Consider the following 22,756-nt stretch of genomic DNA (forward strand, 5'->3'; position numbering starts at 1 on the left):
CGCCACGCTCGCCGCCCTACCTTAGCGCCTTTGCAACCCAGCCCCGCCCGCCCAGGAGCCCTCGTCATGGCCGCCCCCGTGTTTCCTTCCTTTCGCCCCCGGTTCGGCACCTGTGCCGCGCTGCTCGGCATGCTCGGCCTTGCCGGTTGCCAGATGGGCGGCTACCAGGACAGCGTGCCACCGACTACCGGCGTGCAGCCGCTCAAGGGGCTGGCGCAGAACGTTTCGATCCGGCGCAATGCCATGGGTGCGCCGCTGATCGAGAGCAGCAGCTTCCACGACGCGCTGTTCAGCCTCGGCTACGTCCATGCCGGTGACCGCCTCGAGCAGATGGTCGCCATGCGCCTGCTCGCCCAGGGGCGCCTGGCGGAGCTGGCCGGTAGCGAAGCCCTGGACATCGACCGCCTGATGCGTGCCGCCAACCTCAAGCAGAGCGCCGGCCAGCTGTATGCCGACGCCTCGCCGCGCCTGAAGCGCTTCTTCGAGGTCTATGCCCGCGGGGTCAACGCCTACCTGTTCCGCTACCGCGACAAGCTGCCCGGCGAGCTCGCCCGCAGCGGCTATCGCCCCGAATACTGGAAGCCCGAGGATTCGGCGCTGATCTTCAGCCTGTACGCCTTCAGCCAGTCGGTGAACCTGCAGGAAGAACTCTCGGCCCTGACCCTGGCGCAGAAAGTCGGCAGCGACAAGCTCGCCTGGCTGCTGCCCGGTGCCCCGGACGAACCGCTGGCCGAAGGCGAGACCGACAAGCTCAGGGGCATCGACCTCGCCAGACAGATTCCCGGCCTGAACGACATCGCCGCCGCCAGCCAGAAGCTCGCCGACCTCGACCTGCTGGGCAGCCCCGGCTCCTCGAACCTGGCCCTCGGCCCGCTGCGCAGCCGCAGCGGCAAGAGCCTGCTGGCCAGCGACAGCCGCGCCGCCTGGGCACTGAGCCCGATCCAGATCCACACCGGTAAGTACCAGGTCGCCGGCCTGTCGCTGCCCGGCCTGCCGATCGTGCTGGCCGGCTACAACGGCAAACTGGCCTGGAGCAGCAGCGCGGTGATGGCCGACAACCAGGACCTGTTCCTCGAACAACTGCGCCGCCAGGGCAGCCAGCTCACCTACCTGGCCGATGGCAAGTGGCAACCGGCGCGGGCACGCAACGAGACCTTCTTCGTCCGCGGCCAGCGCCCGCTGCGCGAAGTGCTCTACGACACCCGCCACGGCACCTTGCTCGGCCAGCCCGGCAACGGCTACGGCCTGGCCCTGCACCTGCCGCAGCTCAAGGATGACAAGAGCCTCGACGCGCTGTTCGACCTGACCCGCGCCAGCAACATCGAGCGTGCCTTCGACAGCACCCGCGAGGTAGGCGCCGCGGCACTGAACTTCGTCTTCGCCGAGCCCGAGCACATCGGCTGGCAGGTCAGCGGCCGCTACCCCAACCGCCGTGAAGGCCAGGGCCTGCTGCCCTCGCCGGGCTGGGACGGTCGCTACGACTGGGACGGCTTCGCCGATGCGATGCTCCACCCCTACGACCAGGATCCGCCCAGCGGCTGGATCGGCCACGCCAACCAGCGCAGCCTGCCCAAGGGCTACGGCATGCAGCTGTCGAGCACCTGGTACTACCCCGAGCGTGCCGAGCGCCTGGGCCAGCTGGCCGGCAATGGCCGCCACAACAGCCGCAGCCTGATGGCCCTGCAGAACGACCAGGTGACCCTGCTGGCCGACAAGCTCAAGCGCATGTTCGACGCCCCGGGCATGGCCCAGCCGCTCAAGCAGGCCATCGACGCGCTGCCCGCCGAGCAGCGTGACAAGGCGCGCGAAGCCCTGACCCGGCTCAAGGCCTTCGACGGCCGCCTGAGCCCGGTCTCGGCCGACGCCGCGCTGTACGAACTGTTCCTCCAGGCCGTCACCCGCCAGACCTTCCTCGACGAATTGGGCCCGGAGTCGAGCCCTGCGTGGCAAGCCTTCGTCAGCAATGCCCGGCTGTCGTACTCGGCCCAGGCCGACCACCTGCTGGGCCGCGAAGACAGCCCGTTCTGGGATGACCGCAGCACCGCGCAGAAAGAAGACAAGCCCGCCATCCTCGCGCGCAGCCTGGCCGCCGCAGTGGATGCAGGCATCGCGCAGCTGGGCGCCGATCGCCGCGCCTGGCAATGGGGCAAACTGCACCAGTACCGCTGGCCCGCGCCGAACTACCACGGCCTCGGCGATGCCATCAACCGCGCGCCGATGGCCACCGCAGGCGACTTCAGCACCCTGGCGCTGACGCCCTATTCGTGGGGCACCAGCTTCGATACCAACCTGCCGGCGTCGGCGCGCATGGTCGTCGATTTCGGCCAGGCCGAACCGCTGCAGATCCTGACCAGCAGCGGCCAGTCGGGCAACCCGGCCAGCCCTCACCACGCTGACGGCCTGGACGCCTGGTTCAAGGGCCGGTTCATGAGCCTGCCACTGCAACCGCAGAACTTCGCCCGCGCCTACGGCACCCAGCGCCTGACCCTGGTGCCGGGCAAGTAACCTGCAGCACCGAGCGGCCTGACCTGGGCCGCTCGGCCAGCACGCTGCCGCGAACCGATCTGGCCGCGCCTATCCAGCAGAACTTCCAGGCAAACGCTGCGCTCCTAAGCTGTAACCCCAGCCAGCGCGAATGCCATGGACCTCGTCATCGCCCGCCCCGAAGGCCTGTACTGCCCGCCCGGGGATTTCTACATCGACCCCTGGCGCCCGGTGGACCGTGCGGTCATCACCCACGGCCACGGCGACCATGCGCGCACCGGCAACGGCCATTACCTGTGTGCCGAACCCGGCGCCGGCATCCTGCGCAGCCGCCTGGGCCAGGATATTGCCTTGCAGACCCTGCCCTATGGCGAGCGCCTGCAGCATCACGGCGTCACCTTGAGCTTTCACCCCGCTGGCCACGTGCTCGGCTCGGCCCAGGTTCGCCTGGAATACCAGGGGCAGGTGTGGGTCGCTTCGGGCGACTACAAGGTCGAGCCCGATGGCACCTGCGCAGCGTTCGAGCCGGTGCGCTGCCACACCTTCATCACCGAATCCACCTTCGGCCTGCCGATCTATCGCTGGCCCGCGCAAGCCGAGGTGTTCGCCGGCATCAACGACTGGTGGCGCGCCAACCGCGACCAGGGCAAGGCCAGCGTGCTGTTCTGCTATGCCTTCGGCAAGGCGCAGCGCATTCTTCACGGGCTGGACGCCGGTATCGGGCCGATCCTGGTGCACGGTGCGGTCGAGCCGCTCAACCAGGTCTACCGGGAAGCGGGCATCCATTTGCCCGAAACGCTGTACGCCGGAGATATCCCGCGTAACGATCCACTGTTGCGCCAGGCGCTGGTGCTGGCACCGCCCTCGGCGGGCGGCAGCAGCTGGATGCGGCGCTTTGGCGACTACAGCGATGCCTTCGCCAGTGGCTGGATGCTGCTGCGCGGCACCCGTCGCCGGCGAGGCGTGGACCGCGGCTTCGTGCTCTCGGACCACGCCGACTGGCCCGGCCTGTTGTGGGCCATCGCGCAGACCGGTGCCGAACGGGTGATGGTCACCCATGGCTCGGTCAACGTGCTGGTGCGTTACCTCTGCGAGCAGGGGCTCGATGCCCGCGCATTCGTCACCGAGTACGGCGAGGAAGACGACACGTCCGACACGGAGACCGGTTCATGAAAGCCTTCGCCGACCTGTACCTGCGCCTGGACGCGACCACCTCGAGCAACGCCAAGCTGCAGGCCTTGCGCGATTACTTCGCCCAGGCCCCCGCCGCCGACGCGGCCTGGGCCGTCTATTTCCTGGCAGGTGGGCGTCCGCGCCAACTGGTGCCGACCCGCCTGCTGCGCGAACTGGCCACGGCACTGGCAGGGCTGCCCGACTGGCTGTTCGAGGAAAGCTACCAGGCAGTGGGGGACCTGGCGGAAACCATTTCCCTGCTCCTGCCCCAGCAGAACCAGGGCAGCGACGAGGGCCTGGCGCACTGGGTCGAGGCGTATCTGCTGCCCCTGCGCGGACAGCCCGAGGAACACATTCGCCAGCGTCTGCCCGAGCTCTGGCAGCAGCTGGACCGGCCCAGCCTGATGCTGTGCCTGAAGCTGATTACCGGGAGCTTTCGGGTTGGCGTGTCCAAGCTGCTGGTCACCCGCGCGCTGGCGCAGTTGTGCGGGCTGGATGCCAAGCGCGTGGCCCAGCGTCTGGTCGGCTACACCGACCTGAGCCATCGGCCGCAGGCGGACAGCTACCTGAAACTGATCGCCCCGGAGTCGGCCGACGAACACGCCCAGCGCGGTGGCCAGCCCTACCCGTTCTTCCTGGCCCACGCGCTGCAGGCGCCGACCGAGCAGTTCGACACGCTGCTGGGGCCGGTCAGCGACTGGCAGGCGGAATGGAAATGGGATGGCATCCGCGCCCAGGTGGTCAAGCGCGACGGCCAACTGTGGATCTGGTCCCGCGGTGAAGAACTGGTCACCGAACGCTTTCCCGAGCTGCACAGCCTCGCGGCGACCTTGCCCGACGGCGTGGTGCTCGATGGCGAGATCCTGGTGTGGAAGGCCACTACCACTGCCCCGGCGGTGGCCGTCCAGCCCTTCGCCCTGCTGCAGCAACGCCTGGGCCGCAAGACCCTGGGCAAGAAGCTGCTGGCCGACGCACCGGTGGTGCTGCAGGCCTACGACCTGCTCGAATGGCAGGGCGAGGATTGGCGCAATCGTCCGCAACATGAGCGCCGCGCGCAGTTGGAGCAGGTGCTGGCCGAGTACCCGCTGGCACCGGTGCTGCTGTCACCCCTGTTGCAGGCCGCCGACTGGGCGGGCCTGGCCGAGCAGCGCGAGCAGTCGCGCAGCCTGGGGGTCGAAGGGCTGATGCTGAAGAAACGCGATGCCTTGTACGGCGTCGGCCGCACCAAGGACCTGGGGCTGTGGTGGAAATGGAAGATCGATCCGTTCAGCGTCGATGCCGTGCTGATCTACGCCCAGCGCGGACACGGCAGGCGCGCCAGCCTCTACAGCGACTACACCTTTGCCGTCTGGGACGGCACGCCAGGCACACCGCAACGCAGCCTGGTGCCGTTCGCCAAGGCCTATTCCGGCCTGAGCGACGAGGAGATGCGCAAGGTCGATGCGATCATCCGCAAGACCACCGTGGAAACCTTCGGCCCGGTGCGCAGCGTCACCCCGACGCTGGTGTTCGAGCTGGGCTTCGAGGGTATCGCTCTGTCGAAGCGGCACAAGAGCGGCATTGCCGTGCGCTTCCCGCGCATGCTGCGCTGGAGGCTCGACAAACCCGTCGAGGAGGCCGATGACCTGGCCACCCTGCAGAGCTTGCTCGGGCCGACGTAGCAGCCTTTCGAACGGTCATCTGCACAGGCGAACATGCACAACGCGCCGGTTTATGCTTCTATTTCCAGTCGCCCATGTTCAACGCCCAGCGCAGACCAGGACCCCCATGCACCACTCGACCCACGAACTGCTGTCCCCCGTCCCCGGCGTCGCCCGCCAGTTGCACAGCTTCCACTTCGGTCCGCGCGGCGCTGGCAAGGTGTACATCCAGGCCTCGCTGCACGCCGACGAGCTGCCCGGCATGCTGGTGGCCTGGCACCTCAAGCGGCGCCTGAAGGAGCTGCACCAGCAAGGCCTGCTGCGCCGCGAGGTGGTGCTGGTGCCGGTGGCCAACCCGGTGGGCCTGGAGCAGGTGCTGCTGGATGCGCCGCTGGGGCGCTTCGAGCTGCAGAGCGGAGAGAACTTCAATCGCAACTTCGTCGACCTGTCCGACAGCATCGGTGACCAGATCGAGGAGCACCTTAACCAGGATCCCGCCCACAACCTGTCGCTGATCCGTGAATACCTGCGCCGCGGCCTCGACAGCCACCCGGCCGTCACGCCGCTGCAGTCCCAGCGCCTGGCCTTGCAACGGCTTGCCTGCGACGCCGACATGGTGCTGGACCTGCACTGTGATTTCGAAGCCGTCGAACACCTCTACACCACCCCGGAGGCCTGGCCGCAGGTCGAGCCGCTGGCGCGCTACCTCGGTGCCCAGGCCAGCCTGCTGGCCACCGACTCGGGCGGACAGTCGTTCGACGAGTGCTTCAGCCTGGTGTGGTGGCAGTTGCAACAGCGCTTCGGCAAGCGCTTCCCGATCCCGATGGGCAGCTTCTCGGTCACCGTCGAACTGCGTGGCCAGGCCGACGTCAACCACGACCTGGCCAGCCAGGACTGCCAGGCGATTCTCGACTTCCTCACCCACAGCGGGGTGATCGAGGGCCAGGCTCCGGCGCTGCCGCCGCTGCGTCATCCAGCCACGCCGCTGGCTGCGGTGGAACCGCTGATCGCGCCTCTTGGTGGGCTGCTGGTGTTCCACGCCAGGCCGGGCCAGTACCTGGAACCAGGGCAACTGATCGCCGAAGTCATCGACCCGCTCAGCGACCGAGTGACAGCGGTGCGCAACGTCCAGGCCGGCCTGCTCTATGCCCGCAGCGTACGGCGCATGGCGACCACCGGCATGGTGATCGCCCATGTCGCGGGCGAGAAGGTCTGCCGCAGCGGATACCTGCTGGCCAACTGATCCCGATCAAACCAAAGTACCTGACGACCGGTCTGTAGAAGCACAGCCTTCGACGAGACCGGCCGCCCATGCCCTCCCCACCCGACCTCGCCAACACCTGGTTCGCCGCCCGCGGCTGGAAGCCCTTCGCCTTCCAGCGCACGCTCTGGGCGGCCATCGAACGCGGTGAGTCGGGCCTGCTGCACGCCAGTACCGGCAGCGGCAAGACCTACGCCGTCTGGCTCGGCGCCCTGCGGGCCTTTGCCCGGCCGTCGGCGGGACGCTTGCCGGCGCCGCTGCAGGTGCTGTGGATCACCCCCATGCGCGCGCTGGCCAGCGATACCGCCCGCGCCCTGCAGGCGCCTGTGGACGACCTGGGGCTGAACTGGAGCATCGGCGTGCGCAGCGGCGATACCTCCAGCACCGAACGGGCACGCCAGGCCCGACGCCTGCCCAGCACCCTGGTGACTACCCCGGAAAGCCTCACGCTGCTGCTCACCCGTGACAACGCAACTGCCGACTTCGCGGCGCTGCGCATGGTCGTCGTCGATGAGTGGCACGAGCTGCTCGGCAACAAGCGTGGCGTGCAGTTGCAACTGGCCCTGGCGCGCCTGCGACGCTGGCAGCCGCAGCTGCTGGTCTGGGGGTTGTCGGCAACACTGGGCAACCTGCCCCACGCCCTGGAAGTGCTGTTGCCCGGCGGCGGGCGCCTGGTGCAGGGGCGCCAGGACAAGCGCATCCAGGTCGACACCCTGCTGCCGGATGAGATCGAACGTTTCCCGTGGGCCGGGCACATGGGGTTGAAGATGCTCGATCAGGTCAGCACCGAAATCGAGGCCAGCGCCAGCAGCCTGGTGTTCACCAACACCCGCGCGCAGGCCGAGCTGTGGTATCAGGCGCTGCTCGATGCCCGTCCTGACTGGGCGGGCCTGATCGCCTTGCACCATGCCTCGCTGGCCCGGCACACCCGGGACTGGGTCGAGCGCAGTCTCAAGCAGGGTACGCTCAAGGCGGTCGTCTGCACCTCGAGCCTCGATCTGGGCGTGGACTTCCTGCCGGTCGAGCGTGTCCTGCAGATCGGCTCGGCCAAGGGTATCGCCCGCCTCCTGCAACGTGCCGGGCGTTCCGGGCATGCACCCGGGCGCACCTCGCGGGTGACCCTGGTGCCCACCCACAGCCTGGAGCTGGTGGAGGCTGCCGCTGCCCGCCAGGCCCTGGCTGCCGGGCACATCGAGGCGCGACGTTCGCCGCGCCTGAGCATGGATGTGCTGGTCCAGCACCTGGTCAGCATGGCCCTGGGCAGCGGCTTCCGGCCCGCCGAACTGCTGGAGGAAGTGCGCAGCACCTGGGCCTTTCACGACCTGCAGGACAGCCAGTGGCAATGGGCGCTGTCATTCGTGCGCAATGGCGGCAGCTCGCTCACCGCCTACCCCGACTATCAGCGCGTCGAGGCTCACCCGGACGGCATCTGGCGCGTGGCCAGCGCGCGTCTGGCGCGGCGTCACCGCCTGGGCATCGGCACCATCGTCAGCGATGCCAGCCTGCAGTTGAAGTACTGGAGCAAAGGCGGCGGCGGCAAGTCGCTGGGCAGCGTCGAAGAATCCTTCATCGCCCGCCTCAAGCCAGGCGATACGCTGTTGTTCGGCGGACGCATACTGGAACTGGTGAGGGTCGAGAACATGACCGCCTACGTGCGCCGCAGCAGCGCGCGCAAGGCCGCGGTGGCGCGCTGGAATGGCGGGCGCATGCCGCTGTCGAGCGAGCTGGCCGAGGCACTGGTCGCCTGCCTGGATGCCGCCGCCCACGGGCGCCATGACGGCCCGGAAATGCAGGCGGTGCGGCCTTTGCTCGCCCTGCAGGCCAGCTGGTCGGCGCTGCCTACCCAAGGCACGCTGCTGGCCGAAACCCTGCACACCCGCCAGGGCTGGCACCTGTTCCTCTACCCCTTTGCCGGGCGCATGGCCAACCTGGGCCTGGCCAACCTCATCGCCTGGCGGGTCAGCCGCGCGCAACCGCTGTCGGTATCGATCGCGGTCAACGACTACGGCTTCGAGCTGCTCGCCGCCAGCCCGGTGGACTGGGCAGCCCACCTGCCCGGGGCACTGGCGGCCGAAGGGCTGCTGGACGATGTGCTGGCCAGCCTGAACGCCGGCGAGATGGCCCTGCGACGTTTTCGCGAGATCGCCCAGATCGCCGGGCTGGTGTTCGGCGGCTATCCTGCGGCACAGAAAAGCACACGACAGATCCAGGCCTCCAGCGGCCTGTTCTACGAGGTGTTCCGCAAGCACGACGCCAGCAATCTGCTGCTGGGCCAGGCGCGTGACGAAGTGCTGCGCGAGGAACTGGAGATCGAACGCCTGCAGGAGCACTTGCACAAAATGGCCGGGCTGGAGCTCGACCTGCATGCCTTGCGCAGGCCCGGGCCTCTGGCCTTCGCGCTGCTGGTCGAGGGCATGCGCGAAACCCTGAGCACGGAAAAACTGGCAGACCGCATTGCCCGCATGGTGGCGGATCTGGAAAAGGCGGCAAGCCGCATTTGACAACCCTTGCGGCGAACACCCGGGAGAACCGCTGAACGTGCATCACCTGGCCATCGAACACTGCGGCGAAACGCTCTGGCTATTGCCGGAAAAGGCTCTCTACTGGCCTGCTCGGCGCACGCTGCTGGTGGCCGACCTGCACATCGGCAAGGCCGCCAGCTATCGCGCCCTGCACCAGCCGGTGCCGCGCGGCACCACGCAAGCAACGCTGGACCGACTGGACAGCCTGCTGGCGCAGCATGATTGCCGGCACTTGGTAATACTCGGCGACTTCCTTCATGCCCGCACGGCGCGGGCGCCCGCCACACTGGCGCGGCTGCAGGCATGGCGCGAGAGGCACCGTGCACTGGCCGTGACGCTGGTGCGTGGCAATCACGATCGCCATGCTGGCGACCCGCCTCCGACGCTCGGCATCGAGGTGGTGGACGAACCCTTGTTGCTGGCGCCATTCGCCCTGCAGCACGAACCCACTGCACATCCTGAGCATCCGGTGATCGCCGGGCACGTGCATCCGGCCTGCGTGCTCCGCGGGCGCGGCCGTCAGCGCCTGCGCCTGCCGTGCTTCGTGATGGATGCACAGGTCAGCCTGCTACCGGCGTTCGGCGAATTCACAGGGGGCTGGACGATCGAGCCACGGGCAGGTGCCCGCCTGTTCGTGGCGGGCGATGACAGGGTGTGGCCGTTGCCGGCCTGATCAGGCCACCGGCGCCGGTGGCGGCTCGTCCGGCAGGGTCGGCTCACCGGGTTCCATCGGCGGGTGTTCGCCGGGTTCCGGCGGCTGTGGCGTGTCGGGACCAGGCTGGTGCGGAACGCCGCCAGCCTGCAGGTGCGTAGGCGGGTGCGCCAGCAGGGTCCACGCCATCATGCCGATCTGGTTCGGCTGCAGAACGGCCAGCTTCGCGCTGATTGCAGGATCGAGTTTCATGGGCTGCTCCTGACGAGGGCCGGCACACGTCATGCGCGCCGGGGACTTACCTCGTTGGAGTGGCAAACCGGAAACTAATTCCCCCGGTTCGTCGGCTCAGGTCCGCGGCAGGGTGACGCCGCGCTGACCCTGATACTTGCCGCCACGATCCTTGTACGACACTTCGCATTCTTCATCCGACTGCAGGAACAGCATTTGCGCCACGCCTTCGTTGGCGTAGATCTTGGCCGGCAGCGTCGTGGTATTGGAGAACTCGAGGGTGACGTGCCCCTCCCACTCCGGCTCCAGCGGGGTAACGTTGACGATGATGCCGCAACGGGCATAGGTGCTCTTGCCCAGGCAGATGGTCAGGACGTCGCGCGGGATGCGGAAGTATTCGACGGTGCGGGCCAGGGCGAAGGAGTTCGGCGGAATGATGCAGACATCGCTCTTGATGTCGACGAAGCTGCCGGCATCGAAGTTCTTCGGGTCGACGGTGGCCGAGTTGATGTTGGTGAACACCTTGAATTCATCGGCGCAACGTACGTCGTAGCCGTAGCTGGAGACACCGAAGGAGATCACCCGGCTGTCCTGTTCGCCGCGCACCTGGCGCTCGACGAACGGTTCGATCATGCCGTGTTCCTGCGCCATGCGGCGAATCCACTTGTCCGATTTGATGCTCATGGCGGGGTGTCCTGAAAGTACGAGGTGAAAAAACGAGATGCGCATCTTACCGGTCCTGGCCCGTGCGTTAAAGTTCCGCGCCCTATCCCGCGCCGGACGGGGGCTGAAGCACCCGCCGATCCGAATTTCATCAAAGCGGCTGTTGGCCATTGGCAGCTTGCGGAAAGTGGGGTAAGGTGGCGCCACTGTGCTGCACGTGACACCGAGAATCTGTTTGATGCACGATCCTGATCGGCCCATCGCTGAATTTTCCGCTCTCTTTGCACTCAGTCCCGGCCAGGGCATTTCCTGAGCCGAAATCTACTTTGTCCAAGGAGACAGACACATGTCCAACCGCCAATCCGGTACCGTCAAGTGGTTCAACGATGAGAAGGGCTACGGCTTCATCACCCCTCAGTCGGGTGACGACCTGTTCGTACACTTCAAAGCCATCCAGGCTGACGGCTTCAAAACCCTGAAAGAAGGCCAGGCTGTTACTTTCGTCGCTACCCGCGGCCAGAAAGGCATGCAGGCTGAAGAAGTTCAAATCGCCTAAGTCGATTTAGCTTCCTCGCTTTCAAAAAAACCCGCCTTCCGGCGGGTTTTTTTATGCCCCATGCAGGAGCGACCTGGCGTCGCGCCTGCATGGGGCTGGCCATCAGCGCCTCAATCCTCGCTGATGGTGATGCTCGGCATCGCCGGCGCCGCCGCTTCCTGCAGCACGATACGCGCGCCCACCTGACGGGCCAGTTCCTGGTAGACCATGGCAATCTGGCTTTCCGGCTCGGCGATCGCTGTCGGCTTGCCGTTGTCGGCCTGCTCGCGGATCAGCATCGACAGCGGCAACGACGCCAGCAACTCGACGCCGTACTGCGCAGCCAGCTTCTCGCCACCGCCCTCGCCGAACAGGTGCTCGGCATGGCCACAGTTCGAGCAGATGTGCACCGCCATGTTTTCCACCACACCCAACACCGGGATGTTGACCTTGCGGAACATCTCGACGCCCTTCCTGGCATCCAGCAGCGCCAGGTCCTGCGGCGTGGTGACGATCACCGAGCCGGCCACCGGCACCTTCTGCGCCAGGGTCAGCTGGATATCGCCGGTGCCTGGCGGCATGTCGATCACCAGGTAGTCGAGGTCATCCCACGCGGTCTGGGTCACCAGTTGCAGCAGCGCACCCGAGACCATCGGCCCGCGCCAGACCATCGGCGTGTTGTCGTCGGTCAGGAACGCCATCGACATCACCTCGACGCCATGGGCCTTGATCGGCACGAACCATTTCTGGTCGCGAATTTGCGGGCGCGTGCCCTCCGGGATGCCGAACATCACACCCTGGCTTGGTCCGTAGATATCCGCATCCAGGATGCCGACGCGGGCGCCTTCGCGGGCCAGCGCCAGGGCCAGGTTGGCGGCCGTGGTCGACTTGCCCACACCGCCCTTGCCAGACGCCACGGCGATGACGTTCTTCACGTTGGCCAAGGCCGGCACCTGGGCCTGGGCCTTGTGCGTGGCGATCTGCGTATCGATGCTCACCTGCGCCGCCGTCACGCCTTCGAGGTTCTCGATCGCCGTGCGCAGCACCTGGGCCCAGCCGTTGCGAAACAGTGCAGCGGCATAGCCCAGTTGCAACTGCACACTGACCTGCCCGCCCTGAATGTCGATCGCGCGTACGCAACCGGCGTTGACCGGGTCCTGGTTCAGGTAGGGGTCGGTGTACTGGCGAAGCACGCCTTCGATGGCGGCACGTGTGACGGCACTCATGGAGACTCCCGTGGCATTTCAGAAAAAGTGAATCAGGCGCCTATGCTAACCCGTCAACCGTCAGCAGATGCGTCTGCGGGGTGAAATATATTTCCCAGCCCTTTATAGTGGCCGATCACCCTCAATTTTTACCCGTAGCCAGATAAGTAGCCGAGCCACCATGTCCGAGCCACGTCAGATTCTCGTCACCAGCGCCCTGCCCTATGCCAATGGATCCATCCATCTTGGCCATATGCTGGAGTACATCCAGACGGACATGTGGGTTCGCTTCCAGAAGCTGCGCGGCAACCAGTGCATCTACGTCTGCGCCGACGACGCCCATGGCTCGGCCATCATGCTGCGCGCCGAAAAGGAAGGCATCACCCCCGAACAGCTGATCGCCAATGTCCAGGCCGAGCACAGTAGCGACTTCGCCGACTTCCTCGTCGATTTCGACAACTTCCACTCGACCCACAGTGACGAGAACCGCGAACTGTCGAGCCTGATCTACATGCGCCTGCGTGATGCCGGGCACATCGCCAACCGTTCGGTGACCCAGTACTTCGATCCTGAAAAGGGCATGTTCCTGGCCGACCGCTTCATCAAGGGCACCTGCCCCAAGTGCGCCTCGGAAGACCAGTACGGCGACAACTGCGAGAAATGCGGCGCCACCTACGCGCCCACCGAGCTGAAGAATCCGAAGTCGGCAATCTCCGGGGCCACGCCGGTGCTGCGCGACTCCCAGCACTTCTTCTTCAAGCTGCCCGACTTCCAGGCCATGCTGCAGCAGTGGACCCGCAGCGGCACCCTGCAGGATGCCGTGGCCAACAAACTCGCCGAGTGGCTGGATTCGGGCCTGCAGGAATGGGACATCTCCCGTGACGCGCCGTACTTCGGCTTCGAGATCCCGGGCGAGCCCGGCAAGTACTTCTACGTCTGGCTGGACGCGCCGATCGGCTACATGGCGAGCTTCAAGAACCTCTGTGCCCGTCGCCCGGAGCTGGACTTCGACGCGTTCTGGAACGAAGGCTCCACGGCCGAGCTGTACCACTTCATCGGCAAGGACATCGTCAACTTCCACGCCCTGTTCTGGCCTGCCATGCTCCAGGGCGCCGGCTTCCGCAAGCCGACCGCGGTCAACGTGCACGGCTACCTGACCGTCAATGGCGCGAAGATGTCCAAGTCGCGCGGCACCTTCATCAAGGCGCGCACCTACCTGGACCACCTGCAGCCCGAATACCTGCGCTACTACTACGCGGCCAAACTGGGCCGTGGCGTCGACGACCTGGACCTGAACCTCGAAGACTTCGTGCAGAAGGTCAACTCCGACCTGGTCGGCAAGGTGGTCAACATCGCCAGCCGCTGCGCAGGCTTCATCCACAAGGGCAACGAAGGGGTGATGGTTGCCGGCGATGCTGCACCGGAACTGACCGAAGCCTTCCTGGCCGCCGCACCGTCGATCGCCGAAGCCTATGAGGCCCGGGACTTCGGTCGCGCCATGCGCGAAATCATGGCCCTGGCCGACCGTGCCAACGCCTGGATCGCCGACAAGGCGCCCTGGTCGCTGGCCAAGCAGGAAGGCAAGCAGGAGGAAGTCCAGGCCATCTGCGCCCAGGGCATCAACCTGTTCCGCCAACTGGTGATCTTCCTCAAGCCGGTGCTGCCGGTGCTGGCTGCCGACGCCGAGGCCTTCCTCAACGTTGCGCCACTGACCTGGAGCGATCACCTGTCGCGCCTGGAAAACCATCAACTGAACCCGTTCAAGGCACTGATGAGCCGCATCGAACCGGCCAAGGTCGAGGCCATGGTCGCCGCCAGCAAGGAAGACCTACTGGCCGCCGAAGCCAAGGCGCCTGCCGGCAACGGTGAACTGGGCAAGGACCCGCTGTCGGCCGAGATCGAATTCGACACCTTCGCTGCCGTCGACCTGCGCGTGGCGCTGATCGTCAAGGCCGAAGCCGTGCCCGGTGCCGACAAGTTGCTGCAACTGACCCTCGACATCGGCGACGAGCGTCGCAACGTGTTCTCCGGCATCAAGTCGGCGTACCCGGACCCATCGAAGCTCGAAGGCCGGCTGACCATGATGGTGGCCAACCTCAAGCCCCGGAAAATGCGTTTTGGGGTCTCCGAGGGCATGGTCATGGCGGCAGGCCCTGGCGGCGAAGAGATCTACCTGCTCAGCCCTGACAGCGGCGCCAAGCCAGGCCAGCGCATCAAGTAAGGGCATTTACGCCTGAGGGCCGTCGAACGGCTCTCAGGCCTGCGTCTGCACGAACCTGCAGGTCACGCCGTCAAGGAACGCTTTGACCCCATGAACGCCGCCAAACGCCTGGAAATCTTTCGCAGGCTGCACGAAGACAACCCCGACCCGAAAACTGAACTGGCCTACTCCACGCCTTTCGAGCTGCTGATCGCGGTCATTCTCTCCGCCCAGGCGACGGATGTCGGTGTCAACAAGGCTACCGCCCGCCTCTACCCGGTCGCCAATACACCTGAAGCCATCCATGCGCTGGGTGTCGAGGGCTTGAGCGAATACATCAAGACCATCGGCCTGTACAACAGCAAGGCCAAGAATGTCATCGAGACCTGCCGGCTGCTTGTCGAACAGCACGCCAGCCAGGTTCCGCAGACACGCGAGGCCCTCGAGGCCCTGCCCGGTGTCGGCCGCAAGACCGCCAACGTGGTACTGAACACCGCCTTCCGCCAACTGGCCATGGCGGTCGATACGCACATTTTCCGGGTCAGCAACCGCACCGGCATCGCCCCCGGCAAGACGGTGCTGGAGGTCGAGAAGAAACTGCTGAAATTCGTACCAAAGGATTTCCTGCTCGATGCCCACCACTGGCTGATCCTTCATGGTCGCTATGTTTGCCAGGCCCGCAAGCCGCGCTGCGGCAGCTGTCGGATAGAGGACCTGTGCGAATACCGGCACAAGACCTCGGACGATTGAGGCAATAGCGAAAAGTCATCCATTTCGATTGAAAAAATCTTTTTTACCGGCTTCATGATTCTCGCTATAAGGACGGCCAATGGCCCTTTGGCTTGGAGTGATCCATGAGCACCGATAAAGACGAGCTGATCGAAGACGAATTCGCCGCGGACGACGAAGCCGAACCCCAGGTGGAAACCGCGAAAACCAACCTGAGCAAGCGCCGCACCATCGACAATCTGCTGGAAGAGCGGCGCCTGCAACGAGAGCTGGCTGACTTCGACTACGATTTGTAGTCTTGCGAAAAAGCCTCCCGCAAAGGAGGCTTTTGTGTTTCAGGCCAGGCCATTGCGTTGTGCCAACTCGATGAGATCGACCAGCGAACGGGCATTGAGCTTGAGTAACAGGCGAGTCTTGTAGGTACTGACCGTCTTGTTGCTGAGAAACATGCTATCGGCGATCTCCTTGTTCGTGCGGCCTCGTGCCAGTTGTTGCAAGACCATCATTTCACGCCCGGACAGGCGTTCGACCATCTCCGTCTCGCTGCCTCCGCTGACACCGTTGCGGGTCTTGTGCAGCGCCTGGTTGGGAAAGTAGCTGTAGCCGGAGAGCACGGCCTTGATGGCACTGAGCAGTTCGGTCAATTCCTGCTGCTTGCACACGTAACCTGCTGCGCCGGCCTGCATGCAGCGCATGGAAAAATGCCCAGGCGCCTGGGAGGTCAGGACGAGCACCTTGCTGCCCGGGCTCGCTGCGGTCATGCGTGCGATCACTTCCAACCCGTCCAGCTTGGGTATGCCGATATCGAGCACGACGATATCCGGCAGATGATCCCGGGTCAGTTGCAACGCATCCACCCCATTGTCGGTTTCGGCCACGACTTCATATCCATGCCGCTCCATCAACATACGTACGGCCAAGCGAATGACCGGATGATCATCCACGATAAGTATTTTATTCATGGGATATCCATTGATCCATTATTCTAGTTGTGACACGTCACCATAACCGAGCCAATAGCTGAATGGCGTAGCGATTCCACCGCAGGCCGCACTCAAAGATGAAACCTACATACAAACTAGAAACTTCCTACATTCATTGAGTTATCCAAACCGCTGCAGGCCAGCTCAACCAGATACCCATGAAAAACTAGCATGGCGCGCATTTCCCCCAAGTGAGGATAACGCTTCAAATCAGTGGGATATTTCGCTCCAACCTAATGACATTATTTTTTCGAAGCTCAACGAGAAACTTTTTCCCTTGCTGAAAACTTCAGGCATCTTTGCGCGCTCTAGGATATAAATCGCTCATGCACCTGGAGCGCTGATAATGAACAGTCCTGAACCAACCAGCCCGCTCACGATCATTGCCATCTTCTGTGGCATCATCGAGGCATCCGCACTGGCATCCCTGCCTTTCCTGGGCCCGGAAAGTCAAAAGACCTATACCTGGTTTCTGGTGGGATTCCCGTTCTTCCTGACGGTGCTGTTCTTTCTGACGCTGAACTTCAACCATGTTTCGCTGTACGGTCCCGACAAGCAGAGCCACTGCACCGGCCACTCCGAGGGCAATGATGCAGAATCGGAAAGAACCCTCACCTTTTCCGGGCCACAAGCGGGTATGCACCTGGAACAGCACATCCTGGGTGCATTGAAATCTGTCCCCACGGATGAGCACCGCTGGGTCTTCTACAACCTGGAATGCCGCTCACGCGTCGGCCTGACCATCAGGCCCATACGCAAGGGAGAGAAGGTCACGCTGTAGCGTGAAGGCGGGTAAAAAAAACCCGGCCAGAGGCCGTAATGCTGTTCACTTAAGCATTTGAGTCCAAGCCGGGGTTTCTAGAAAATCCGATACCAGCCCTCTGGTATCGGATTTTTTATGCCCATTCAGCAGCAGTTGCTCGACCTCGGCGATCTCTTCAACTTCTCTGACCTCAGCACTTTTACCCAGAACATCCCTGTTGAGTGGGTTGCCAGTGCGCTTAATCTTTCGACACAAGCCACCATCCGGAGGCGCCGCTTGCCGAGCGATCAGGTGCTTTGGTTGGTGCTGGGCATGGCCTTGTTCCGTGATGAACCTGTGCACGAGGTGGCCAGACGCCTGAATATCTGTGCCCAAGGATTGGCTTCTGATCAGTTGTTAGCGCGCAGCGGCGTGACTGAGGCGCGTAAACGGCTGGGTGCCGACCCAGTCGAGTCGCTGTTCCGCCAGACTGCCAAGCAGTGGGGCTGCGAGCGATACGAAGGTGATGACTGGGGTGGCCTACAAGTGTTCGCGGTGGACGGCGCATTGATGCGAACGCCTGACTCACCTGAGTTGCGAGAGCATTTTGGCTCAGGCAACACCGGCACCGAGCGCCAGACACCGTTCCCGATGCTGCGCCTCGTTGCGCTGATGAATGTGCGCTCCCATGTGATCCTCGACGCCCAGCTCAGTCCTTACCGGGGCAGCGAAATGCGCCTGGCCGAAAGCTTCCTCGGGCAGATTCCAGATGACTCGATCACGTTATTCGATAAGGGCTTTTGGGGTGCCGACCTGCTATTGAGCGTCGCTGAAGGGGGTATAAATCGTCACTGGTTGACGCCGGCTCGCAAGAATCTGGTCATGGAAGAAGTTGAGCGTTATGGCGAGCACGACCGGCGTGTTCGCATGAAGGTCTCCCCCCAGGCTCGCAAACGAAACCCGGATTTGCCCACGCACTGGGAAGTGCGTGAAGTCACTTATGAAAGCCAGGGGCACGTCAGATCGCTGCTCACCTCATTGCCTGCCGACCGTTACAGCGCAGACGCGGTAGCCGAGCTGTACCTGGAGCGCTGGGAGATCGAGCTAGGTTTCCGGGACATCAAAAGCTCCATGCAACAGAATGCCGTGACGCTGCGCAGCAAGAAAATCGAGCTGATCTATCAGGAGGTCTGGGGACTCTTGCTGGCTTACAACATCATCCGTCGGGAGGCTAGCCAAGCGGCTGTAGCCTTTGGCCGAACGCCTTCTGACATACGTTTCAAGCCGGCCTGCCAGTACATCGCCGTGCAGTTGATCGTCATGGCTGCGGCCAATCCGGTATCGGCTACAGGTAGAAGGTTGGCTGAGATGCGGGGAGGTGTCGCGGGGATGTTTCTGGATCACCGCCCAAGGCCAGGGCGGCCAAGGACGGTGAAGATTTCCAAAACCCGGTATCCGGTGGACCGTAAGGCTGTTCCGCTTAAGTGAACAGCATTAGGCCAGAGGCCGGGTCTTGTGCAACGTGCCGAGACTCAGAGCAGCGCGCGGCCCTTGTTGGCGGCAATGCGCATGCGCAGCGCGTTCAGCTTGATGAAGCCTGCTGCGTCGGCCTGGTTGTAGGCGCCGCCGTCTTCCTCGAAGGTCGCGATGTTGGCATCGAACAGCGAGTCGTCCGACTTGCGACCAACCACGGTGACGTTGCCCTTGTACAGCTTCAGACGCACGACACCATTCACGTTGGTCTGCGAAGCGTCGATCATCTGCTGCAGCATCAGACGCTCCGGGCTCCACCAGTAGCCGGTGTAGATCAGGCTGGCGTACTTGGGCATCAGCTCGTCTTTCAGGTGAGCGACTTCGCGGTCCAGGGTGATCGATTCGATCGCACGGTGGGCCTTGAGCATGATGGTGCCGCCAGGGGTCTCGTAGCAGCCACGGGACTTCATGCCGACGTAGCGGTTCTCGACGATGTCGAGGCGACCGATGCCGTTGGCGCCGCCGATGCGGTTGAGGTCGGCCAGTACGGTGGCCGGGGTCTTCTCGACGCCGTCGATGGCGACGATGTCGCCGTTGCGGTAGGTCAGCTCGATGTAGGTGGCCTGGTCAGGGGCGTTCTCCGGAGAAACGCTCCAGCGCCACATGTCTTCCTCGTGCTCGGTCCAGGTGTCTTCCAGGACACCGCCTTCGTAGGAGATGTGCAGCAGGTTGGCGTCCATCGAGTAGGGCGACTTCTTCTTGCCGTGGCGCTCGATCGGAATGCCGTGCTTCTCGGCGTAGTCCATCAGCTTCTCGCGCGACAGCAGGTCCCACTCGCGCCATGGCGCGATAACCTTGACGCCCGGCTTGAGGGCATAGGCACCCAGCTCGAAACGCACCTGGTCGTTACCCTTGCCGGTAGCGCCGTGGGAAATGGCGTCGGCGCCGGTTTCGTTGGCGATTTCGATCAGGCGCTTGGCGATCAGCGGACGGGCGATGGAAGTACCCAGCAGGTACTCGCCTTCATACACGGTGTTGGCACGGAACATCGGGAAGACGAAATCTCGCACGAACTCTTCGCGCAGATCGTCGATGTAGATCTCCTTGACGCCCATGGCCTGTGCCTTGGCGCGGGCCGGCTCGACCTCCTCGCCCTGGCCCAGGTCAGCGGTGAAGGTCACCACTTCGCAGTTGTAGGTGTCTTGCAGCCACTTGAGAATCACCGAAGTATCAAGGCCGCCGGAATACGCCAATACGACCTTTTTTACGTCCGCCATGCCATCACTCCACGGGGTTGTACGGAAAGCCGTCGATTCTACCGATCTCGCGGGAGAATTTACAGTGGGGCGACAGCTTGTGATGACAAAGCGACAGAAAATGTCGTGAGCGCGACCGGGTCGCACTCAGACTTTCTTCGCCCCCGCTGGCAGTACCGGGGCTGGGGCCTGCACCGCCGGTGCCGGGCTGGCAGGGGTGCTGGCTGCAGGCTGCGGCGGTATGGCGGGTGCGGCTTCGCGGGGTTTTTCCACGGGTTTCTCGATCGGCGTGACGCGATCGAGCTGGATGTTGACCCGGCGGTTGCGCGCGCGATTGGCCGGCGTGTTGTTCTTGGCCAGCGGGTAGCGCTCGCCGTGGAAGCGCACGGTGATCTGCTCTTCCGGCACGCCATGGGCCTTGAGGTATTCGGCTACGGCCAGCGCGCGGCGGCGCGAGGCATCGCGGTTGGTCAGGCGGTTGCCGCTGTTGTCGGCGTGACCGTCGAGCTCGATGTGATTGACCGACGGATCGGCCTTCAGGTAATCGAGAATGACGTCCAGGCGCGCGCGGGCAGCACTGTCCAGCTCGAAACCGGTGCCGGGGAACGGCACCTGGGTCTGGCGGATCTGGTCATAGTTCATCGGCAACAGTTTCGCGGCGCACAGCTGGTAGTCGTTGTAGGCCTTGGCAAAGCTGACCGGCAGCACATGCACTTCCATCGCCCGACCGCCCTCGCCGGTGTAGTTGCGCACCACGGTGCTGCGTCCGTCGAGCAGGCCGTTGATCAAACGACTGGCCTGGCCTTGCGAAGAGCTGAACAGCACACCGTTGCGACTCATGCGCACCGCGCCCAGGTTGATGTCGCCACGTCCGGGCTGCCAGGGCGCCGCCGCGGCCAGCAGCGTGGCGGAGCCGGCACCCAGCGCATTGCTCTCCGAACGCAGCTGGAATACCGGCTGCTCGCCTGCGCGACGCACGAACTCGCCGCTGCCGAAACCGTCGATCGGCTGGATCAGCCGGCACTCGAACTGGTCGCCCTCGACCTTCCAGGCGACATTCTCCATGCGGGTCTGGAAGGTGAGTGCCCCGGCCGGCAGGCTGGCACAGAGGCTGAGCAGGAGTAGGTAACGCTGGCGCACGGGCGGCTCCACAGATTCTGACGGCTTACCTGCAGGCTATCGGACGCTCGTCGGAAAACTTGATAGCCGTGCTGCCCCCGGGGTTTTCCGGTAGCATTGACGCCTGAGTTCGAACCGCCTGGAAACCCCAATGTCCGATCGCCTGACCCTCCTGCGTCCCGACGACTGGCACATCCATCTGCGCGATGGTGCTGTGCTGCAACATACCGTCGGCGACGTGGCGCGCACCTTTGCCCGCGCCATCATCATGCCCAACCTGGTTCCGCCGGTACGCAACGCCACCGAAGCGCAGGCCTACCGCCAGCGCATCCTCGCCGCACGCCCGGCCGGCAGCCGCTTCGAGCCGCTGATGGTGCTGTACCTGACTGACCGCACCAGCCCCGAAGACATCCGCGCAGCCAAGGCCAGCGGCATCGTCTACGCCGCCAAGCTCTACCCGGCAGGCGCCACGACCAACTCCGACTCGGGCGTGACCAGCATCGACAACATCTTCCCGGCGATCGAAGCGTTGGCCGAAACCGGCCTGCCGCTGCTGGTGCACGGTGAAGTGACGCGCTCGGAAATCGACGTGTTCGACCGCGAGAAGCGCTTCATCGACGAGCACATGCGCCGCCTGGTCGAGCGCTTCCCCACGCTCAAGGTGGTGTTCGAGCACATCACCACCAGCGACGCCGCGCAGTTCGTCACCGAGGCGCCTGCCAACGTCGGCGCGACCATCACTGCCCAGCACCTGCTGTACAACCGCAACCACATGCTGGTCGGCGGCATTCGTCCGCACTTCTACTGCCTGCCGATCCTCAAGCGCAACACCCACCAGGTGGCGTTGCTGGATGCGGCTACCAGCGGCAACCCGAAGTTTTTCCTCGGCACCGACTCGGCGCCCCACGCCAGGCATGCCAAGGAAGCCGCGTGCGGCTGCGCCGGCTGCTACACCGCCTACGCCGCCATCGAGCTGTACGCCGAGGCCTTCGAGCAGCGTAACGCGCTGGACAAGCTGGAAGGTTTCGCCAGCCTGCACGGCCCGGCGTTCTACGGCCTGCCGGCAAACACCGACACCATCACCCTGGTACGCGAAGACTGGACCGCCCCGGCAAGCCTGCCGTTCGGCGACACCAGCGTGGTACCGCTGCGCGCCGGTGAAACCTTGCGCTGGCGCCTGCTGGAGGACAACGCGTGAGCGAAGATCTTTACGACGACGACCAGGACGGTCAGGCAGGCAGCGGTTCGCGCCACCCGATGGCCGAGCGTTTCCGCGGCTACCTGCCAGTGGTGGTGGATGTCGAGACCGGCGGTTTCAACAGCGCCACTGACGCACTGCTGGAAATCGCTGCCGTCACCATCGGCATGGACGAGAAGGGCTTCCTGTTCCCGGAGCACACCTACTTCTTCCGCGTCGAGCCTTTCGAGGGCGCCAATATCGAGGCGGCGGCACTGGAGTTCACCGGCATCAAGCTCGATCACCCGCTGCGCATGGCCGTAAGCGAGGAAAGCGCGCTCACCGACATCTTCCGTGGCGTGCGCAAGGCGCTCAAGGCCAACGGCTGCAAGCGGGCGATCCTGGTCGGCCACAACAGCAGCTTCGACCTCGGCTTCCTCAACGCCGCCGTGGCGCGCAACGACCTCAAGCGCAACCCCTTCCACCCGTTCTCCAGCTTCGATACCGCGACGCTGGCCGGCCTTGCCTATGGTCAGACCGTGCTCGCACGCGCCTGCCAGAGCGCCGACATCGACTTCGACGGCCGCGAGGCGCATTCGGCGCGGTACGACACCGAGAAAACCGCCGAGCTGTTCTGCGGCATCGTCAACCGCTGGAAAGAGATGGGCGGCTGGCGCGACTTCAACGATTGACCCGCTGACAGGCCGTTAC

20 protein-coding genes are annotated in these 22,756 nt (G+C 64.5%); 14 read left to right on the forward strand and 6 right to left on the reverse strand.

The annotated features are described in order from the left end of the window. The first annotated feature begins 66 nt into the window (after nucleotides 1–66). The 6 genes from AC1TXO_RS20685 (at nucleotide 67) to pdeM (ending at nucleotide 9,753) form a co-directional block, all read left to right on the forward strand. Complete coding sequence (locus AC1TXO_RS20685) at nucleotides 67–2,505, forward strand: penicillin acylase family protein (protein ID WP_486403459.1); 2,439 nt, start codon at nucleotides 67–69, stop codon at nucleotides 2,503–2,505. 135 nt (nucleotides 2,506–2,640) lie between these two features. Beyond that, a complete protein-coding gene (locus AC1TXO_RS20690) occupies nucleotides 2,641–3,657 on the forward strand; it encodes a ligase-associated DNA damage response exonuclease (RefSeq protein ID WP_486403460.1) in 1,017 nt (338 codons plus the stop codon). After that, the gene (locus AC1TXO_RS20695; protein ID WP_486403461.1) at nucleotides 3,654–5,318 is read left to right on the forward strand and encodes an ATP-dependent DNA ligase; all 1,665 of its coding nucleotides are present in this window, start codon (nucleotides 3,654–3,656) and stop codon (nucleotides 5,316–5,318) included. Before AC1TXO_RS20690 ends, AC1TXO_RS20695 begins: the two co-directional genes overlap by 4 nt. Nucleotides 5,319–5,424: 106 nt before the next feature. Next, the gene (locus tag AC1TXO_RS20700) at nucleotides 5,425–6,540 is read left to right on the forward strand and encodes a succinylglutamate desuccinylase/aspartoacylase family protein (RefSeq protein WP_486403462.1); all 1,116 of its coding nucleotides are present in this window, start codon (nucleotides 5,425–5,427) and stop codon (nucleotides 6,538–6,540) included. A gap of 68 nt (nucleotides 6,541–6,608) precedes the next feature. Continuing rightward, nucleotides 6,609–9,059: a ligase-associated DNA damage response DEXH box helicase gene (locus AC1TXO_RS20705; protein WP_486403463.1), complete on the forward strand. Its 2,451-nt coding sequence runs from the start codon at nucleotides 6,609–6,611 to the stop codon at nucleotides 9,057–9,059. A gap of 37 nt (nucleotides 9,060–9,096) precedes the next feature. Then, complete coding sequence (gene pdeM, locus AC1TXO_RS20710) at nucleotides 9,097–9,753, forward strand: ligase-associated DNA damage response endonuclease PdeM (RefSeq protein ID WP_486403464.1); 657 nt, start codon at nucleotides 9,097–9,099, stop codon at nucleotides 9,751–9,753. Here pdeM and AC1TXO_RS20715 read toward each other — a convergent pair whose 3' ends face one another. Both AC1TXO_RS20715 and dcd read right to left on the reverse strand, forming a co-directional pair. Further along, nucleotides 9,754–9,984, reverse strand: a complete 231-nt coding sequence (locus tag AC1TXO_RS20715; RefSeq protein ID WP_486403465.1) for a hypothetical protein — start codon at nucleotides 9,982–9,984, stop codon at nucleotides 9,754–9,756. It abuts the gene before it with no gap. 96 nt (nucleotides 9,985–10,080) lie between these two features. Beyond that, nucleotides 10,081–10,647, reverse strand: coding sequence for a dCTP deaminase (gene dcd, locus AC1TXO_RS20720; RefSeq protein ID WP_003258001.1), 567 nt, complete (start codon nucleotides 10,645–10,647; stop codon nucleotides 10,081–10,083). Between the two features lie 325 nt (nucleotides 10,648–10,972). Here dcd and AC1TXO_RS20725 point away from each other — a divergent pair, with 325 nt between their 5' ends. Further along, nucleotides 10,973–11,182, forward strand: a complete 210-nt coding sequence (locus tag AC1TXO_RS20725; RefSeq protein ID WP_016488765.1) for a cold-shock protein — start codon at nucleotides 10,973–10,975, stop codon at nucleotides 11,180–11,182. A 110-nt stretch (nucleotides 11,183–11,292) separates the two neighbouring features. Here the strand turns inward: AC1TXO_RS20725 and apbC are convergent, their stop codons facing one another. Then, the gene (gene apbC, locus AC1TXO_RS20730; protein ID WP_486403466.1) at nucleotides 11,293–12,387 is read right to left on the reverse strand and encodes an iron-sulfur cluster carrier protein ApbC; all 1,095 of its coding nucleotides are present in this window, start codon (nucleotides 12,385–12,387) and stop codon (nucleotides 11,293–11,295) included. Nucleotides 12,388–12,547: 160 nt separating this feature from the next. Between apbC and metG the strand changes: the two genes are divergently transcribed. The 3 genes from metG (at nucleotide 12,548) to AC1TXO_RS20745 (ending at nucleotide 15,591) form a co-directional block, all read left to right on the forward strand. Beyond that, the gene (gene metG, locus AC1TXO_RS20735) at nucleotides 12,548–14,587 is read left to right on the forward strand and encodes a methionine--tRNA ligase (protein WP_486403467.1); all 2,040 of its coding nucleotides are present in this window, start codon (nucleotides 12,548–12,550) and stop codon (nucleotides 14,585–14,587) included. Nucleotides 14,588–14,677: 90 nt separating this feature from the next. After that, nucleotides 14,678–15,316 carry an endonuclease III gene (gene nth / locus AC1TXO_RS20740; RefSeq protein ID WP_486403468.1) on the forward strand — a complete coding sequence of 213 codons (639 nt, stop codon included), beginning with the start codon at nucleotides 14,678–14,680 and terminating at the stop codon, nucleotides 15,314–15,316. A 104-nt stretch (nucleotides 15,317–15,420) separates the two neighbouring features. Then, nucleotides 15,421–15,591: a PA3496 family putative envelope integrity protein gene (locus AC1TXO_RS20745; RefSeq protein WP_486403469.1), complete on the forward strand. Its 171-nt coding sequence runs from the start codon at nucleotides 15,421–15,423 to the stop codon at nucleotides 15,589–15,591. A 39-nt stretch (nucleotides 15,592–15,630) separates the two neighbouring features. Here AC1TXO_RS20745 and AC1TXO_RS20750 read toward each other — a convergent pair whose 3' ends face one another. After that, nucleotides 15,631–16,257, reverse strand: a complete 627-nt coding sequence (locus AC1TXO_RS20750) for a response regulator (protein ID WP_486403470.1) — start codon at nucleotides 16,255–16,257, stop codon at nucleotides 15,631–15,633. Nucleotides 16,258–16,624: 367 nt separating this feature from the next. Here AC1TXO_RS20750 and AC1TXO_RS20755 point away from each other — a divergent pair, with 367 nt between their 5' ends. Both AC1TXO_RS20755 and AC1TXO_RS20760 read left to right on the forward strand, forming a co-directional pair. Then, nucleotides 16,625–17,059: a hypothetical protein gene (locus AC1TXO_RS20755; RefSeq protein WP_486403471.1), complete on the forward strand. Its 435-nt coding sequence runs from the start codon at nucleotides 16,625–16,627 to the stop codon at nucleotides 17,057–17,059. 117 nt (nucleotides 17,060–17,176) lie between these two features. Continuing rightward, nucleotides 17,177–18,508, forward strand: a complete 1,332-nt coding sequence (locus AC1TXO_RS20760; protein WP_486403472.1) for an IS4 family transposase — start codon at nucleotides 17,177–17,179, stop codon at nucleotides 18,506–18,508. A gap of 44 nt (nucleotides 18,509–18,552) precedes the next feature. Here the strand turns inward: AC1TXO_RS20760 and AC1TXO_RS20765 are convergent, their stop codons facing one another. Beyond that, nucleotides 18,553–19,770 (reverse strand): argininosuccinate synthase, encoded by a 1,218-nt coding sequence (locus tag AC1TXO_RS20765; protein ID WP_486403473.1) that lies wholly within the window; start codon nucleotides 19,768–19,770, stop codon nucleotides 18,553–18,555. A gap of 126 nt (nucleotides 19,771–19,896) precedes the next feature. Continuing rightward, the gene (locus tag AC1TXO_RS20770) at nucleotides 19,897–20,889 is read right to left on the reverse strand and encodes a flagellar protein MotY (RefSeq protein WP_486403474.1); all 993 of its coding nucleotides are present in this window, start codon (nucleotides 20,887–20,889) and stop codon (nucleotides 19,897–19,899) included. A gap of 130 nt (nucleotides 20,890–21,019) precedes the next feature. Here AC1TXO_RS20770 and pyrC point away from each other — a divergent pair, with 130 nt between their 5' ends. Continuing rightward, complete coding sequence (gene pyrC, locus AC1TXO_RS20775) at nucleotides 21,020–22,066, forward strand: dihydroorotase (protein ID WP_486403475.1); 1,047 nt, start codon at nucleotides 21,020–21,022, stop codon at nucleotides 22,064–22,066. After that, the gene (gene rnt, locus AC1TXO_RS20780; protein ID WP_486403476.1) at nucleotides 22,063–22,737 is read left to right on the forward strand and encodes a ribonuclease T; all 675 of its coding nucleotides are present in this window, start codon (nucleotides 22,063–22,065) and stop codon (nucleotides 22,735–22,737) included. The genes pyrC and rnt overlap by 4 nt, the downstream gene beginning before the upstream one ends. Nucleotides 22,738–22,756 lie beyond the last annotated feature (19 nt).

Source organism: Pseudomonas sp. FA117 (genome assembly GCF_057370475.1).